Annotated in this window: 13 protein-coding genes and 1 tRNA gene; 10 read left to right on the top strand and 4 right to left on the bottom strand. The window is 72.2% G+C overall.

The features are described 5' to 3' along the window. Positions 1–262: 262 nt before the first annotated feature. Positions 263–1,723, bottom strand: coding sequence for a potassium/proton antiporter (locus ACZ501_RS28445; RefSeq protein WP_468799307.1), 1,461 nt, complete (start codon positions 1,721–1,723; stop codon positions 263–265). 281 nt (positions 1,724–2,004) lie between these two features. Between ACZ501_RS28445 and ACZ501_RS28440 the strand changes: the two genes are divergently transcribed. Further along, entirely contained in the window at positions 2,005–4,938 is a 2,934-nt protein-coding gene (locus ACZ501_RS28440) for a penicillin acylase family protein (protein WP_468799305.1), read from the top strand. 24 nt (positions 4,939–4,962) lie between these two features. Here ACZ501_RS28440 and ACZ501_RS28435 read toward each other — a convergent pair whose 3' ends face one another. After that, positions 4,963–5,589, bottom strand: coding sequence for a 5-formyltetrahydrofolate cyclo-ligase (locus ACZ501_RS28435; RefSeq protein ID WP_468799303.1), 627 nt, complete (start codon positions 5,587–5,589; stop codon positions 4,963–4,965). Between the two features lie 94 nt (positions 5,590–5,683). Here ACZ501_RS28435 and galU point away from each other — a divergent pair, with 94 nt between their 5' ends. The 8 genes from galU to ACZ501_RS28395 all read left to right on the top strand — a co-directional run bounded on the left by galU (position 5,684) and on the right by ACZ501_RS28395 (position 13,227). After that, positions 5,684–6,586, top strand: a complete 903-nt coding sequence (gene galU / locus ACZ501_RS28430; RefSeq protein ID WP_361597425.1) for a UTP--glucose-1-phosphate uridylyltransferase GalU — start codon at positions 5,684–5,686, stop codon at positions 6,584–6,586. A gap of 4 nt (positions 6,587–6,590) precedes the next feature. Continuing rightward, positions 6,591–7,931, top strand: a complete 1,341-nt coding sequence (gene glp / locus ACZ501_RS28425; RefSeq protein ID WP_468799301.1) for a molybdotransferase-like divisome protein Glp — start codon at positions 6,591–6,593, stop codon at positions 7,929–7,931. 81 nt (positions 7,932–8,012) lie between these two features. Continuing rightward, complete coding sequence (gene moaC / locus ACZ501_RS28420) at positions 8,013–8,492, top strand: cyclic pyranopterin monophosphate synthase MoaC (RefSeq protein ID WP_361597419.1); 480 nt, start codon at positions 8,013–8,015, stop codon at positions 8,490–8,492. 32 nt (positions 8,493–8,524) lie between these two features. Next, positions 8,525–9,085, top strand: a complete 561-nt coding sequence (locus tag ACZ501_RS28415) for a MogA/MoaB family molybdenum cofactor biosynthesis protein (RefSeq protein WP_468799457.1) — start codon at positions 8,525–8,527, stop codon at positions 9,083–9,085. A 17-nt stretch (positions 9,086–9,102) separates the two neighbouring features. After that, positions 9,103–9,720, top strand: a complete 618-nt coding sequence (locus ACZ501_RS28410; RefSeq protein ID WP_468799299.1) for a GNAT family N-acetyltransferase — start codon at positions 9,103–9,105, stop codon at positions 9,718–9,720. Positions 9,721–9,874: 154 nt separating this feature from the next. Next, the gene (gene sepX, locus ACZ501_RS28405) at positions 9,875–10,903 is read left to right on the top strand and encodes a divisome protein SepX/GlpR (RefSeq protein WP_468799297.1); all 1,029 of its coding nucleotides are present in this window, start codon (positions 9,875–9,877) and stop codon (positions 10,901–10,903) included. Between the two features lie 78 nt (positions 10,904–10,981). Further along, positions 10,982–11,055: transfer RNA gene (locus ACZ501_RS28400), tRNA-Ala, on the top strand. An 855-nt stretch (positions 11,056–11,910) separates the two neighbouring features. Further along, positions 11,911–13,227, top strand: a complete 1,317-nt coding sequence (locus ACZ501_RS28395; protein WP_468799295.1) for a CoA transferase — start codon at positions 11,911–11,913, stop codon at positions 13,225–13,227. A 209-nt stretch (positions 13,228–13,436) separates the two neighbouring features. On the opposite strand, the gene ACZ501_RS28390 is transcribed toward ACZ501_RS28395, so the two are convergent. Continuing rightward, positions 13,437–13,940 (bottom strand): GNAT family N-acetyltransferase, encoded by a 504-nt coding sequence (locus tag ACZ501_RS28390; RefSeq protein ID WP_362463068.1) that lies wholly within the window; start codon positions 13,938–13,940, stop codon positions 13,437–13,439. Positions 13,941–13,978: 38 nt separating this feature from the next. Between ACZ501_RS28390 and ACZ501_RS28385 the strand changes: the two genes are divergently transcribed. Then, a complete protein-coding gene (locus tag ACZ501_RS28385) occupies positions 13,979–14,782 on the top strand; it encodes an exodeoxyribonuclease III (protein WP_468799293.1) in 804 nt (267 codons plus the stop codon). On the opposite strand, the gene ACZ501_RS28380 is transcribed toward ACZ501_RS28385, so the two are convergent. After that, positions 14,764–15,576: a MerR family transcriptional regulator gene (locus ACZ501_RS28380; RefSeq protein WP_468799291.1), complete on the bottom strand. Its 813-nt coding sequence runs from the start codon at positions 15,574–15,576 to the stop codon at positions 14,764–14,766. The two genes, ACZ501_RS28385 and ACZ501_RS28380, sit on opposite strands and share 19 nt — an antisense overlap. Positions 15,577–15,599 lie beyond the last annotated feature (23 nt).

Here is a 15,599-nt window from a genome sequence, read left to right as displayed (position 1 = left end):
CCGCTTTGCGGTCGCGCCAGCTCTGCGTCAGGCAGAGTTGGTTCGATCTGGTGTGCCTTCATCGTACAGGGGAATCCACTACCACGTCCTGTGATTACGGTGACAAGGCATGTCTTCACCTGCGATTAACTGGAAGTTCGCATTCCGCACCTTGTGGAATGGGTGCAAGCCCGGCCACACGCCACCGAAACCGGCCAATTAGAATGTCGCTCTAAAAGGAAAAGATCGTTCGGGCGGCCCGCCGGGCCGCCCTTTCCGCCACTCAGAGTGACGTTCCGCCACCGGTTCCCAGCCACCCCGCCAGCTTGCCGCCGCGCGCGACCGCCCGCAGTCGCGCCTCCGCCGCGTCCCGGACCGGATCCGTGGCCACCACCAGCAGCTCGTCCCCGCGGCGCAGCACGGTCGACGGCGCCGGCACGAAGCTCTTCGCATCCCGGACGACCAGCGTCACCGACGCTCCCGCCGGCAGCCGCAGCTCGCCGACCTCCACCCCGTGCATCCGCGAGGCGGCCGGGATCGCGAAGGAGAGCAGGTGCCCGCGCAGCTTCTCCAGCGGCGCCGACTCGATCCCCAGGTCCGAGGCGGCCTCCTCGGTGTCGCGCAGGTTCAGCGTGCGCGCCAGCCAGGGCAGTGTCGGCCCCTGCACCAGCGTGTAGACGACGACGAGCACGAAGACGATGTTGAACACCCGGTCGCTGCCCTCGATGCCCGTCACCATCGGGATCGTGGCCAAGATGATGGGCACGGCGCCGCGCAGGCCGGCCCATGACATCAGTGCCTGTTCCTGCCAGGGGATCCGGAAGGGCAGCAGGCTGACGAAGACCTCCAGCGGCCGCGCCACCATCGTCAGCACCAGTCCGATGATCACAGCGGGCCAGAAGTCGTGCACCAGCTCGTGCGGGGTGACCAGCAGGCCCAGCAGCACGAACATGCCGATCTGGGCGATCCAGCCGAGCCCGTCCGCGAAGCCGCGGGTGGCCGGCCAGTGCGGCAGCTTCGCGTTCCCCAGCACCATCGCCGCCAGGTAGACCGCGAGGAAACCGGAGCCGTGCGCCATCGCGCCGGCCGCGTACGCGGTCACGGCTATCGCCATCACCGCGATCGGGTACAGGCCGGAGGCCGGCAGTGCCACGTGCCGCAGCCCGTACGCCCCCAGGAAGCCCACCGTCAGACCGATCGCGATGCCGATCGACAGCTCGAGCGCGATCTTGCCGAGCAGGACGTACCACTCGTCCACCGGTCCGACCGTCGCGAAGGACACCACCAGGATGACGACGGGGGCGTCGTTGAAGCCGGACTCGGCCTCCAGTACACCCGTCACCCGGGACGGAAGCGGAACCTTGCGCAGTACGGAGAAGACGGCCGCCGCGTCGGTCGAGGAGACGACCGCGCCGATCAGCAGCGCCTGGCGCCATTCCAGCCCGACCAGATAGTGCGCACCCGCCGCCGTCACGCCCACGCTGACCGCGACGCCGACCAACGACAGGGCCACCGCCGCCGGCAGCGCCGGCTTGATCTCTTTCCACTTGGTGCCCAGACCGCCCTCGGCGAGGATGACGACGAGCGCCGCGTAACCGATGACCTGTGTCAGCTCGGCGTTGTCGAATACGACGTTGCCGATGCCGTCCTGGCCTATCGCGATGCCTATGCCGAGGTAGATGAGCAGGCTGGGGAGGCCGCTGCGTGAGGAGACGCGCACCGCCGCGACGGCGACGAGCAGCACGAGCGAGCAGACCAGCAGGAGCTCGTTGAGCGTGTGGACAGTCAGCGGGCGGCCCTTTCCTCAGAGCGCGCTTGGCGGATCGTTCCTCCGGCGGCGCGTACGGCAAGTACTTCGTTACCTTACCTAATCTTTGACGCACTCTTTACGCGATAACCACATTGTGAAACGGCTGTTGCCGCCTGTCCTACGGACCTCGACCCCTGGCGGATCAACGAAGGCGGTCCTGCGCCTATGGTTGCTCCCAGCACTCCCAGGACCACCCTGCCCCTCTAAGGACAGCGATGCCCGCCAATGAATCCGGACCTTCCGTCAAGAAGAAGGGACGACGCGCACGCCTGCTCGTGCTCGTCATGGTCCTGGCGCTCTTGGCGGGCCTCGGCTACGGCGCGTACTGGAGCGTGGACACCGTGCGCGCCTCCTTCCCGCAGACGACCGGCTCCCTCAAGGTCCCAGGCCTGACCGGGACCGTCGACGTGAAGCGCGACGAGCACGGCATTCCGCAGCTCTACGCCGACAACGACGAGGACCTCTTCCGCGCGCAGGGCTTCGTGCACGCGCAGGACCGGTTCTGGGAGATGGACGTACGCCGTCACATGACCTCCGGCCGCCTGTCGGAGATGTTCGGCTCCGGCCAGGTCGAGACCGACGCCTTCCTGCGCACCCTCGGCTGGCGCCAGGTCGCGCAGGAGGAGTACGACAAGAAGCTCTCGCCGGAGACGAAGAAGTACCTCCAGGCCTACGCCGACGGAGTCAACGCGTACCTGAAGGGGAAGGCCGGCAAGGACCTCTCCGTCGAGCACGCCGCCCTCGACCTGAGCGACGGCTACAAGCCGGAGCGCTGGTCGCCGGTGGACTCGGTGGCCTGGCTCAAGGCGATGGCCTGGGACCTGCGCGGCAACATGCAGGACGAGATCGACCGCTCGCTGATGACGAACAAGCTCTCGCAGGCACAGATCGACGAGCTCTACCCGCCGTACCCCTTCGACCGGAACAAGCCGATCGTCGAGGGCGGCACCGTCGCGGGCGGCAAGTACGCGCCCCAGGGCACGCCCGGCGCCGGTACGGGTGCCGGCGCGGCCCGCGGTACGGGAACCACCACCCCCGGCACCGGCACGGGTGCGAACACCGGCACGGCCGCCGGCACCGGCTCGCCGACGACCCCCAGCGCGGGCACGGGCACCGCCAGCGGCCTCGCCGACAACGCCTCCGCCCAGGGCGCGACGGTGGGCCTGCGCACGCAGCTCGGTTCCCTCGCCAAGACCCTGGACGAGATCCCGGCCATCCTCGGCCCCAACGGCAGCGGCATCGGCTCGAACTCCTGGGTCGTCTCGGGCCAGTACACGACCACCGGCAAGCCGCTCCTCGCGAACGACCCGCACCTGTCCCCGCAGCTGCCCTCGGTCTGGTACCAGATGGGCCTGCATTGCCGTGCCGCCTCGCCCCAGTGCCAGTACGACGTCGCCGGCTTCACCTTCTCCGGGATGCCCGGCGTGGTCATCGGCCACAACGCCGACATCGCCTGGGGCATGACGAACCTGGGCGCCGACGTCACCGACCTCTACCTGGAGCAGGTCCGGCCCGAGGGCTACGTCTACGACAACAAGGTCGTCCCCTTCACCACCCGTGAAGAGGAGATCAAGGTCGCCGGCGGCAAGAGCAAGAAGATCACCGTCCGCACCACCAACAACGGACCGCTGATCTCCGACCGCAGCGACGAGCTCGAGAGCGTCGGCTCCCGCGCCCCCGTCCCCAGCTCGGCCCCCGACCGCGGCGACGGCTACGCCGTCGCCCTGCGCTGGACCGCCCTGGACCCGGGCAAGTCGATGGACGCCGTGTTCAAGCTCAACCGCGCCAAGGACTTCAACAGCTTCCGCGCCGCGGCGGCCGACTTCGAGGTCCCCTCGCAGAACCTGATCTACGCCGACAACAAGGGCGCCAACGGCAACATCGGCTACCAGGCCCCGGGCCGGATCCCGATCCGCAACCAGGGCGACGGCCGCCTGCCGGCGCCCGGCTGGGACCCCAAGTACGCCTGGAAGGGCGGTCGGGACGGCAACACCGGCTACATCCCGCAGAACGAGATGCCCTGGGAGCTCAACCCGGCGCGCGGGTACATCGTCACCGCCAACCAGGCCGTCACCGAGTCCGGCACCGGCACCGGCACCGGCACAGGTACCGGTACCGGCATCGGCACCGGCGCCAGCACCGGCAAGTACCCGTACGTGCTGACCACGGACTGGGGTTACGGCGCCCGCAGCCAGCGGATCAACGACCTCATCGAGGCGAAGACCAAGGACAACGGCAAGATCTCCACCGACGACATGCGCACCATGCAGATGGACAACAGCAGTGAGATCGCCGCGCTGCTGACCCCGATGCTGGCCAAGATCCAGGTCTCGGACCCGGACGTGCGCTCGGCGCAGAAGCTGCTGGAGGGCTGGAACTACACGCAGGAGCCCGACTCGGCGGCCGCCGCGTACTTCAACGCCGTGTGGCGCAACATCCTCAAGCTGGCGTTCGGCGACAAGATGCCGAAGGAGCTGCGGATCGAGGGCAGCTGCATGAACGTCAGCGAGGAGAGCACCGGCCCGAACGACGACCTCACCCAGACGGTCCGCGAGTGCGGTACGCGCGGTCCCGACTCGGCGCAGCCGGACGGCGGCGACCGCTGGTTCGAGGTGGTCCGCCGGCTGGTCAAGGACGAGAAGTCGCCGTGGTGGAAGGCCACCCCGAAGACCGTCCACGACAAGCCGGTCACCACCCGCGACGAGCTCTTCGCCCGCGCCATGGAAGACGCCCGCTGGGAGCTGACGGCCAAGCTCGGCAAGGACCAGTCGACCTGGAGCTGGGGCCGGCTGCACCAGCTGACGCTGAAGAACCAGACCATCGGCAAGGAGGGCCCCGGCTTCATGCAGTGGCTCCTCAACCGCGGCCCGTGGAACCTGGGCGGCGGCGAGGCCACCGTCAACGCGACCGGCTGGAACGCCTCCAGCGGCTACGGCGTCACCTGGGTGCCGTCGATGCGGATGGTCGTCAACCTCGGCGACCTGGACAAGTCCCGCTGGATCAACCTGACCGGCGCCTCGGGCCACGCGTACGAGAGCACGTACACGGACCAGACGCAGCTGTGGGCCAAGGGCGAACTGCTGGACTGGTCCTTCGGAAAGAGCGCCGTCGACAAGTCGACAGTGGACACCCTGACGCTCAAGCCCTGACCACGGGGTCCGATCAGCAGCTGATCACGCGGTGAAGCGCACCACCCCCGACGGGGTGGCCACCGCGTGGACGGGGTGGTCGTGCGGTTCCTCCGGGACCCGCGCGACCACCTCTTCGTCGTAGAGGAGCACCACGAGGGCGGGATGCGCGCCGACGCGCTCCAGCCGCGCCAGCACCCGGTCGTACGAGCCTCCGCCGCGGCCGAGCCGCATCCCGCGCGCGTCCACCGCCAGCCCGGGCAGCAGCACGGCGTCGGTGCCGGTCACGGCGTCCGGGCCGAGCGGTGCGCCGGAGGGTTCCAGCAGCCGCATCTTGCCCGGGTGCGCTGCTTCGGCGAGGCTGTCCGGGCCCTCGTACTCGGCCCAGTCCAGGTCGTTGTCGGGCAGCAGCAGGGGCAGCAGCACGCGCTTGCCGGCGGCCCGCAGCGCGTCGAGGAGTTCGCGGGTTCCCGGTTCCGCACCGACCGAGACGTACGCGGCGACCGTACGCGCGCCGGCCAGTTCCGGCAGGGTCAGCGCGGAGCGGGCGAGCGCGCGGGCCGCCGCGCTCCGGGCCCCGGGGGACAAGGCCCGGCGGGCGGCGAGGAGTTCCCGGCGCAGGGAGGCCTTTTCGGGCGCGAAGGGGTGATTCCCGGGCAGGTTCTCTACCACAGTCCTGTCACAATTCCTTTCATATAAGGAGCAAGTCGGGCATATTTACCGGAATCTCGTCGGCGCTCCGCCGTGACCCACTATCGTTCTGCCCATGACTCAGTCGCACCCTGTGATCAAGAAGGCCGTCATTCCGGCTGCGGGCCTCGGCACTCGCTTCCTCCCGGCGACCAAGGCGACGCCCAAGGAAATGCTCCCCGTCGTGGACAAGCCGGCCATCCAGTACGTGGTCGAGGAAGCCGTCTCCGCCGGCCTGGACGACGTACTCATGATCACAGGACGTAACAAGCGGCCCCTCGAGGACCACTTCGACCGGAACTACGAGCTCGAATCCGCCCTGATCGCCAAGGGCGACGACGACCGGCTGAAGAAGGTCCAGGAGTCCAGCGACCTGGCCACCATGCACTACGTCCGCCAGGGCGACCCGCGCGGCCTCGGCCACGCCGTCCTGTGCGCCGAGCCGCACGTGGGCAGCGAGCCGTTCGCCGTCCTCCTCGGCGACGACCTGATCGACCCCCGCGACCCGCTGCTGCGGCAGATGGTCGACGTCCACGCGCGCACCGGCGGCACCGTCATCGCGCTGATGGAGGTCGACCCCGCCAGCGTGCACCTCTACGGCTGCGCCGCCGTCGAGCCGACCGGCGACGACGGCGTCGTCCGCGTCACCGGACTCGTCGAGAAGCCGGAGCCGGCCGAGGCGCCCAGCAACTACGCCGTCATCGGACGCTATGTCCTGGACCCGGCGATCTTCGGCATACTGCGGGAGACCGAGCCGGGCCGCGGTGGGGAGATCCAGCTCACCGACGCCCTGCAGAAGCTGGCCGCCGACGAGAGCGTGGGCGGCCCGGTGCACGGCGTGGTCTTCCGCGGCCGCCGCTACGACACCGGGGACCGGGGGGACTACCTGCGGGCCATCGTCCGACTCGCGTGCGAACGTGAGGACCTCGGCCCGGAGTTCCGCACCTGGCTTCGCCGTTACGTCACGGAGGAGATGTAGCACCTTGAGCAGCAGCGCACCGCAGGACACCGGCCACCACCGCCTGTGGTCGGTGGACGAGCACCTCGCCGACGTCCTCGCCGCCGTCAGGCCGCTCGAGCCCATCGAGCTCCAGCTGCTGGACGCCCAGGGCTGCGTCCTGGTCGAGGACGTCACCGTGCCCGTCGCCCTGCCGCCCTTCGACAACAGCTCCATGGACGGCTACGCCGTCCGGACGGCTGACGTCCAGGGTGCGAGCGAGGAGTTCCCCGCGGTGCTCGCCGTCATCGGCGACGTGGCGGCCGGCAGCGGCGAGCTGCCCACCGTCGGCCCCGGCCAGGCCGCCCGCATCATGACCGGCGCCCCGCTGCCGCCCGGCGCGGAAGCCGTCGTACCGGTCGAGTGGACCGACGGCGGCACGGGCGGCGGCGCCGCCTCCGGCATGACCCCCGCCAGCGCGGCGCCCGAGGGCGCCGGCGGCGAGGTACGCGTCCACCGCGCGGCCGAGGCCCGCGCGCACGTGCGCTCGCGCGGAAGCGACGTACAGGCCGGCGACCTGGCGCTGGCCGCCGGTACGGTCCTCGGCCCGCCGCAGATCGCGCTGCTGGCGGCGATCGGCCGCGGCACCGTGCGGGTCCGCCCGCGGCCGCGCGTGGTCGTCCTGTCCACCGGCAGCGAGCTGGTCCAGCCGGGTGAGGCGCTGGCCGCCGGGACCATCTACGACTCCAACAGCTTCGCCCTGGCCGCCGCCGCCCGCGACGCCGGCGCCATCGCCTACCGCGTCGGCGCGGTCGCCGACGACGCCGACACCCTGCGCTCCACCATCGAGGACCAGCTGATCCGCGCCGACCTGCTCGTCACCACGGGCGGGGTCAGCGTCGGCGCCTACGACGTGGTGAAGGAGGCCCTGACCGCCGCCGGGTCCGGCGGCGAGGGCGGGGCGGCCGGCGGCGTCGACTTCCGCAAGCTCGCCATGCAGCCCGGCAAGCCGCAGGGATTCGGGACCGTAGGCCCCGACCACACCCCGCTGCTGGCCCTGCCCGGCAACCCGGTGTCCTCCTACGTCTCCTTCGAGCTGTTCGTGCGTCCCGCGATCCGGGCGCTCATGGGCCTGCCGCAGTCCGAGGTCTCCCGGCCCAGCGTGCGCGCCGTGCTGAAGGCCGACCAGCCGCTGCGCTCCCCGGCGGCCCGCCGCCAGTTCCTGCGCGGCGCGTACGACGCCGAGGCCGGCACGGTCACCCCGGTCGGCGGATCCGGCTCCCACCTGATCGCCGCGCTCGCGCACGCCGACTCGCTGATGGTCGTACCGGAGGACGTCACCTCGGTGGAGCCCGGCGCCGAGCTGGAAGTGATCCTGCTCGGCTGAGGAACGGCCGGTGCGGGTAGCGTGTTGCACCACACAGGCCCCACGGCTCCAGGGGGCCCGGAGCGGGAGCGGCACGCAGACATGAGTACGCACAGCAGGCTGACGCACATCGACGAGGCCGGCGCGGCCCGGATGGTCGACGTCTCGGAGAAGGACGTCACCACCCGGACGGCGCGCGCCAGCGGCCGCGTCCTCGTCTCGCCCCGGGTGATCGAGCTGCTGCGCGGTGAGGGCGTGCCGAAGGGCGACGCCCTCGCCACCGCGCGGATCGCCGGGATCATGGGGGCCAAGAAGACGCCCGACCTGATCCCGCTCTGCCACCCGCTGGCGGTCTCCGGGGTGAAGGTGGACCTGAAGGTCGCCGACGACGCCGTGGAGATCCTCGCCACCGTCAAGACCACCGACCGTACGGGCGTCGAGATGGAGGCGCTGACCGCGGTCGCCGTCGCCGGCCTCACCGTGATCGACATGGTGAAGGCAGTCGACAAGGGCGCGGTGATCACCGACGTCCGGGTGGAGGAGAAGACCGGCGGCAAGTCGGGCGACTGGAGCCGGCCGTGACGCCCCCGCGCGGCGGCGAGGTGCACAGCCACGTGCCGCCGGCGGCCGCCGGGGCCGAGGAGGCGCGGCGTCCCGCCGCCGAGGCCCTGCCGGGGCGGGCGCTCGTCGTCACCGCCTCCAACCGTGCCTCGCAAGGGGTGTACGCGGACAAGGGCGGCCCGCTGCTGGCCGAGGCCCTGGAGAAGCTCGGCTTCACGGTGGACGGCCCGCGCGTGGTCCCCGACGGCGATCCCGTCGAGGGGGCGCTGCGCGAGGGCGTGGCCGCCGGCTACGACGTCATCCTGACCACCGGCGGGACCGGCATCTCGCCGACCGACCGGACCCCGGACGCCACCGCCCGGGTGCTGGACTACGAGATCCCCGGCATTCCGCAGGCCATCCGCGCGGAGGGTCTGGCGAAGGTGCCCACCGCCGCCCTGTCGCGGGGCCTGGCGGGCGTCGCCGGCCGCACCCTGATCGTGAACCTGCCCGGGTCCACGGGCGGGGTGAAGGACGGTCTCGCGGTGCTGTCCCGGATCCTGCCGCACGCCGTCGACCAGATCCGGGGCGGCGACCACCCCAGACCGGACGCGGTGCCCGGGAGCCCGAGCTGAACGGCCCTTCCTGGCCGGTGGTGCTGGCGGACGGCGATGTCACGCTCCGGCCGATAAAGCTGCGGGACCAGCGCGCCTGGCGCGAGGTCAACCGCCGCAACCGCGACTGGCTGCGGCCGTGGGAGGCCACCATCCCGCCGCCCGCGCCGTGGGGGCCGGTGATCCACCGGCCGACGTACCGGCAGATGGTCCGCCATCTGCGGGCGGAGGCGAACGCGGGCCGGATGCTGCCCTTCGTCATCGAGTACCAGGGGCGGCTGGTCGGCCAGCTGACGGTCGCCGGGATCACCTGGGGCTCGATGTGCGCCGCCCATGTGGGCTACTGGGTGGACCGGGACGTGGCCGGGCGCGGGGTGATGCCGACGGCGGTCGCGCTCGCCGTGGACCACTGCTTCCAGAAGGTCGGCCTGCACCGGATCGAGGTGTGCATCCGCCCGGAGAACGGGCCCAGCCGGCGTGTCGTGGAGAAGCTCGGGTTCCGTGAGGAGGGGCTGCGGCCGCGTTATCTACATATCGACGGGGCGTGGCGCGACCACCTGGTCTTCGCGCTCACGGCGGAGGAGGTTCCGCAGGGGCTGCTGCGCCGCTGGCACCGGACGCGCCGACGGGAAAGTCCGCCGTCGGCACCCGCGTAAAGCAGGTAATCGCAAAAGCGTTCGAATTTCTGCGTGATTCACCCATAACCTGATCCGAAGAATCACAAAAAAAGTCGGTGATATCAGCCGGATCGTGCGACACACCGGCCCAATTGGCTGATCCCCTCGGCCGCACCCCTCTACGGTGTGAGGTGTGAGCAGCAGCGGCCTCATCTACGCAGTCATCGTCGGGGCCTGGGCCGCCTACTTGGTGCCCATGTGGCTCCGGAGGCAGGACGAGCTGAACGAAGCACGTCCGACGGAACGCTTCTCCACCGCCATCCGGCTGCTTTCCGGCCGGGCGGGAATGGAGCGCCGTTACGCCAAGGGGCTGCGTGAGCGCGGTGAGGATCAGGCGGAGGCCCAGCCCCACGCGGACCCGGACGCGGCGACCGAAACGGTGAATTCCGTGGACGCCGACGCCCGGGCCGTCGGCGTGCCCCCGACCAGAGCCGAGCCGAGGTCCGCGGAGGCCGAGCGGGTCCGCCGCCAGCAGCGCCTCCAGGTGCTCGCGCGCCGCCGGCGCACCACGGCGCTCCTCTTCCTCGCCTTCAGCGGCGGCGCCATCGTCGCGGCCGTCGGCGGCATCCGGTACCTGTGGGCCCCGGCCGTGCCGGCCCTGCTGCTGAGCGCCTACATCGTGCACCTGCGCGTCCAGGAGCGGCGGCGCTACGAGTTCACGATGGACCGGCGCCGCGCCGAGGCGGCCGCCCGCAGCCTCCGCGAGAACCGCCCTCAGCGCCACCGCGAACAGCCGGAGCCCGCCGACGCCACCGAACCGGACCCCGCACCCCCCCTCTCCCCGCAGGAGGCGGGGCGCCGTGCGCTGGTCGAGCAGACCGACCACGCCGAGTGGGTGGACCAGCAGCGCGAGCGCGAGCGCGGCCCGGCGCGCGGCGACAGCTGGGAGCCGGTGCCGGTCCCGCTGCCGACGTACGTGACGGCCCCGGTCGCGCCCCGCGCCACCGGCCCCGTCAACCCCGACGGCTGGAGCGCCACCCGCTCCAGCACCGCCGAGCCGACCGAACCCCGCCTGCGCGCCCAGCCGGGCCCGCCGGCGCCCGCGCAGCCGGAGCCCAAGCCCCAGGCCGCCCCGCCCCGCCCCCGCGGCCGCGATCTGGGCCGGACGCCGCTCTTCGACCAGTACGAGAGCGAAGACCGCCCGCGCGCCGCGAACGAGTGATCGGTGACCTGCGCGGACGCTCCGGACAACCCGTTTTGGAGCACCCGCGCGGGGATGCTAATGTTTCACACGTCGCAAGGGCCTGTGGCGCAGTCTGGTAGCGCACCTCGTTCGCATCGAGGGGGTCTGGGGTTCAAATCCCCACAGGTCCACAGACGACAGTTCTTGAGTAGCTCTCAGGAATCGTCACGAGATCCCGTTCAGCCGAGAGGCTGGGCGGGATCTCGGCGTTTGTGGGGTGCATCCGAGACGGTGTCCGATGGCCCGTCCCGGTGCGGGGCTTGCCGGGGATGGGGTGAAGGGGAACGCACGCCGGCCTGCTGGCCGGACGCCTGAGGTGCTCTGCGCATCACCGGGTCGGAGCGGACTCGTCAGCAGCGGTAGCCGTCGGGAACCTGGAGGAGAGCCACGAAGATCCATACCATGACCGCCGCGCCGGCTGTGCCGCCCAGTAGGGCGACCGGGAGGTTCCAACGTCCTACGTACCCGATGAGCACCCCCCCACCACACCGCCGACATGATCGCGAGCAGGGCTGCGTAGAAGATCAGCGCGAGCCCGTTGGCCGCGCCGTTCACCCCTACGTCGCATGCCCGCCAGGCGGCTGCCAGGAGCACCGACCCGAGTACACCGGTGGCCAGGCCGGCCACAGGGGCGACTGCGCAGCCCCACTCTCCCCGAGTCACTTCCGGTTCCTGACCTGCGGGACGTTCTCGCCGTTGCGCTGCGCTTGCTCCACCTGGTCCATCGCGTCGTTGATTCCTTGCCGAAGCTGTTCCTCGGTCAGGCCTCGCCGCCCTGAGCGAGTTCAGTGATCCGCCCACGTCGGGTTGCGTACCCCCACCTCATTGGCCAGGTCACTCTGCCATGCGCAGTGAACAGCCGACAGGCGCAGTTCCCGGGTGGCTACCGGGATCTCGGCGTTGCCGTGGGTGTTTCCGGAGTGGCGGTGGGGTGTGAGGGGTCGGCCGGTGGGTGGGGTCGGCGGGGGCTGCGCGAGTATCGGGGGATGGACACGGTGGACAGGGCTACGGCTCAGGCTTGGGAAGCGCTCGGCGGTGCCGCGGAGTTGGCCGGGCGGGTGGGTTATCGGGGGGCGAGCGGGCTGGCGGGGCCGCTGCCGGTGCGGGAGTTGGCGCGGGCCTGCGTCGGGGTGTGCGGGTTGGCGGCGGCCGAGCTGGCCGCCGTACGGGCCGGGGGTACGGCCCTGGACGCGGCGCCGGTCGTGGTGGACGAGGGTGCCGTGGCGACGGCGTTCGTCAGCGAGCGGCACCTGCGGGTGCGGGGACGCGCGCCGGTGAGCTTCGCGCCGCTGTCGGGGTTCTGGCCGGCGGCCGACGGCTGGGTGCGGACCCACGCCAACTACCCGCACCACGAGGCCGCCCTGGTACGGGCGCTCGGCGTGCCGGCGACTCCGGAGGCGGTGCGGGGGGCGCTCGCGGGGATGGACGCGGCGCAGGCCCAGGAGGCGGTGTACGCGGAGGGCGGGCTGGCCGTCGCCGTGGCGCAGGACTACGGGGAGCCGCAGCCGCTGGTCGAGTGGGTACGGGGGCCCGGGCGCGGGCGGGTGCGCGGGCCGGGCGCGCTGCCGGCGGACGGGGTGCGGGTGCTGGACCTGACCCGGGTCATCGCCGGGCCCGTCGCGACGCGGACGCTGGGGCTGCTGGGCGCGGACGTGCTGCGGATCGACTCCCCGCGCCTGCCCGAGGCGGACGACGCGTACGCGGACACCGGCTTCGGGAAGCGGTCCGCGCTGCTGGACCTGGCGGACGCGGGTGACCGGGGGGTGCTGGAGGGGCTGCTCGACGGCGCCGACGTGGTGGTGACGGGGTACCGGCCGGGAGCGCTGGAGCGGTTCGGGCTGGGCGCGGAGAAGCTGCTGGAGCGGTGGCCGGGGCTGGTGGTGGCGCAGCTGTGCGCGTGGGGGTGGCGCGGGCCGTGGGCGGGGCGCCGGGGCTTCGACTCGCTGGTGCAGGCGGGGTACGGGATCGCCGCGCGGTGTGCCGGGGAGGGCGGCGCCCCGGGGGTGCTGCCGGCGCAGGCGCTGGACCACGGGACGGGGTACCTGGTGGCCGCGGGTGTGCTGCGGGCGCTGGCGGAGGGCGGCGGCCGCGCGCTGCGGTTCTCCCTGGCCGGGACGGCGTCGTGGCTGGTGCGGGAGATTCCGACGGCGGGCGCGGGGGTGCCGGGGTACTCGCCGGAGCCGTGGCTGCGGGAGGCGGAGTCCGGGTACGGGGTCCTGCGGTACGCGGCGAGCCCCCTCGGGGACTGGGCGCGCGGGCCGTCCCGGTGGGGCTCGGACGAAGCGGCCTGGCTCGACCGCTGACCGGGGGTGCCCGGTCCGGCGGGTGGGGGCGGGGCGCTGCCCGCCCGGGCCGGTGCGGCACGCCGTGCGGGGTGCGTTCCCCGAGCGGTCGCGCCCTGCGGGCCGGTGCGGCCGCCGGGCGGGTTCCGTCCCCCGATCGGTCGCGCCCCTGTGCGCCCCGCCCGCCGCCGTCGGGGCAGCGGCAGGCTCTGCGCGCCCGGGGTCGTCCGTCAGGAGCCGGCGGCGGGCAGCGGCTTCGTCATGCAGCGGCTGGACTCGTGGAAGCGGTAGTAGCCGAACTTCTCGGACAGGGCGTAGCCGGACGACAGGTAGAGGGCGATGGCCTCCGGCTGCTGGTCGCCGGTCTCCAGGACCATGCGGCGCCGGCCCGCCGCCCGGGCGTCGGTCTCCAGTTCCGCCAGGATGCGGCGGGCCAGGCCCAGGCCGCGCGCCTGCGGGACGACGTACATCCGCTTGATCTCGGCGTCGCCGTCCGAGTAGCCCTCGCCGTTCTTCTCCTGGCCCCGCCAGCCGCCGCTGGCCACCGGGGTGCCGGTGGCGTCGTACGCGAGGAGGTAGAGGCCGTTCGGCGGGACGAACATGGCGGGGTCGAGGAAGGTGGCGTCGCCCTCGCCGTCGTAGCGCTGCTGGTATTCGACCTGGACCTGGGCGTCGAGCCGCACCGCGTCCGGGTGGTCGTACGGTACGGCGCGGATGTTTATACCGTGAGACATTCGAATATCGTACGGATCCCTCCGGCTATGGTGCAGGGATGCTCACCGTGACCTCCGTGAATGTGAATGGGATCCGCGCCGCCGCCAAGAAGGGGTTCGTGGAGTGGCTCGCCGGATCCGACGCCGATGTCGTCTGCCTGCAGGAGGTACGGGCGGAGGCGGCGCAGATTCCGCCGGAGGCCGGGGCGCCCGGGGGCTGGCACACCGTGTTCGCGCCGGCCGCCGCCAAGGGGCGGGCCGGCGTCGCCGTGTACACGCGGCGGGCACCCGAACGGGTGCAGGTGGGCTTCGGAAGTGACGAGTTCGACACGAGCGGGCGCTACGTCGAGGTCGACCTGCCCGGCGTCACCGTCGCGAGCCTGTACCTGCCGTCCGGGGAGGCCGGCACCGAGCGCCAGGACGAGAAGTACCGGTTCATGGGGGAGTTCCTCGGCTACCTGCGGGCGCTGAAGGCGCGGGCCGCCGCCGACGGGCGGGAGGTGGTGGTGTGCGGTGACTGGAACATCTGCCACCAGGAGGCCGACCTCAAGAACTGGAAGACCAACCGCAAGAACGCGGGCTTCCTGCCCGAGGAGCGCGAGTGGCTGGGGAAGGTGTACACGGAGGCCGGGTACGTCGACGTCGTGCGCGTGCTGCACCCGGAGACGGACGGGCCGTATTCCTGGTGGTCCTACCGGGGCCGGGCCTTCGACAACGACGCGGGCTGGCGCATCGACCTCCAGGTGGCGAGCCCCGGCCTGGCGGCCAGGGCCGTGAAGGCCTTCGTCGAGCGGGCGGAGACGCACCCGGAGCGGTGGTCGGACCACGCACCGGTGACCGTCGTCTACGAACTCGGCGTCTGAGGCGGCTGGGGCGTCTGCGGCCTTCCCGGCTGCCGTGGCGGCTGGGACGCCTGGGGTGGTGCGGGCGCCTGGGACGCCTCGGGCGCCTCGGGTGCCTGGGGTGCCTCCGGCTCCGGCGGGAGCTGCTGGTGCAGGCGGCCCATCGCCATCGTCAGCTCTGCCTCGACCACGCTCTTGGCCAGCGGGCGCAGCCGCGCGACGGCGTCCTGCCCGATGTGGGTGGATATCAGCTCGGTGAACAGCGCCGCCAGCGCGTCCGCGTGCTCGCGGACCCGGCGGCCGGTCTCCAGTACCGCCGACAGCGGTACCCCCTCGCGGACCAGGGCGGATGAGACGTCCAGCAGCCGCCGGCTGACGTGCACGATCTCCTCGCCGTCGGTGGCGAGGTAGCCGAGGTCGAGCGAGGCCGCCAGGTTCTCCGGGGTCACCTCGCCCTCGAAGTAGTCGGCCAGGTCCTCCGGCGAGAGCCGGACCGGGGTCTCCTCCCACCAGCCGATGCCGAGCAGCTCGCCCAGCTGGCTGGCGTCGCGGCCCTTCTCGAAGGCGGCGGTCAGCTCGGCGATGCCGCCGAGGGTGTGGCCGCGTTCGAGCAGGGCGGCGATCGTGCGCAGCCGGGCCAGGTGGTGTTCGCCGTACCAGGCGATGCGGCCCTCGCGGCGGGGCGGCGGGAGAAGCTTGCGCTCGCGGTAGAAGCGCAGGGTGCGCACCGGGATGCCGGCCGCCTCGGCCAGTTCCCCGGTCCGGTACTCGCGCGCCACGGCGGGTTCCGCCTCTCTCTTCACCGGTGTGTCCACACGCGCAGCCTAGGGGGTGACGT

This window comes from Streptomyces sp. NPDC034085, from assembly GCF_055575555.1.
This window is presented reverse-complemented; position numbering and strand designations above follow the sequence as displayed.

Coding starts and splice junctions, on each gene's coding strand:
- galU (WP_361597425.1), top strand. CDS start 5,684: ATGACTCAGTCGCACCCTGTGATCAAGAAGGCCGTCATTCCGGCTGCG.
- ACZ501_RS28385 (WP_468799293.1), top strand. CDS start 13,979: ATGCTCACCGTGACCTCCGTGAATGTGAATGGGATCCGCGCCGCCGCC.
- ACZ501_RS28395 (WP_468799295.1), top strand. CDS start 11,911: ATGGACACGGTGGACAGGGCTACGGCTCAGGCTTGGGAAGCGCTCGGC.
- ACZ501_RS28390 (WP_362463068.1), bottom strand. CDS start 13,940: ATGTCTCACGGTATAAACATCCGCGCCGTACCGTACGACCACCCGGAC.
- moaC (WP_361597419.1), top strand. CDS start 8,013: ATGAGTACGCACAGCAGGCTGACGCACATCGACGAGGCCGGCGCGGCC.
- ACZ501_RS28440 (WP_468799305.1), top strand. CDS start 2,005: ATGCCCGCCAATGAATCCGGACCTTCCGTCAAGAAGAAGGGACGACGC.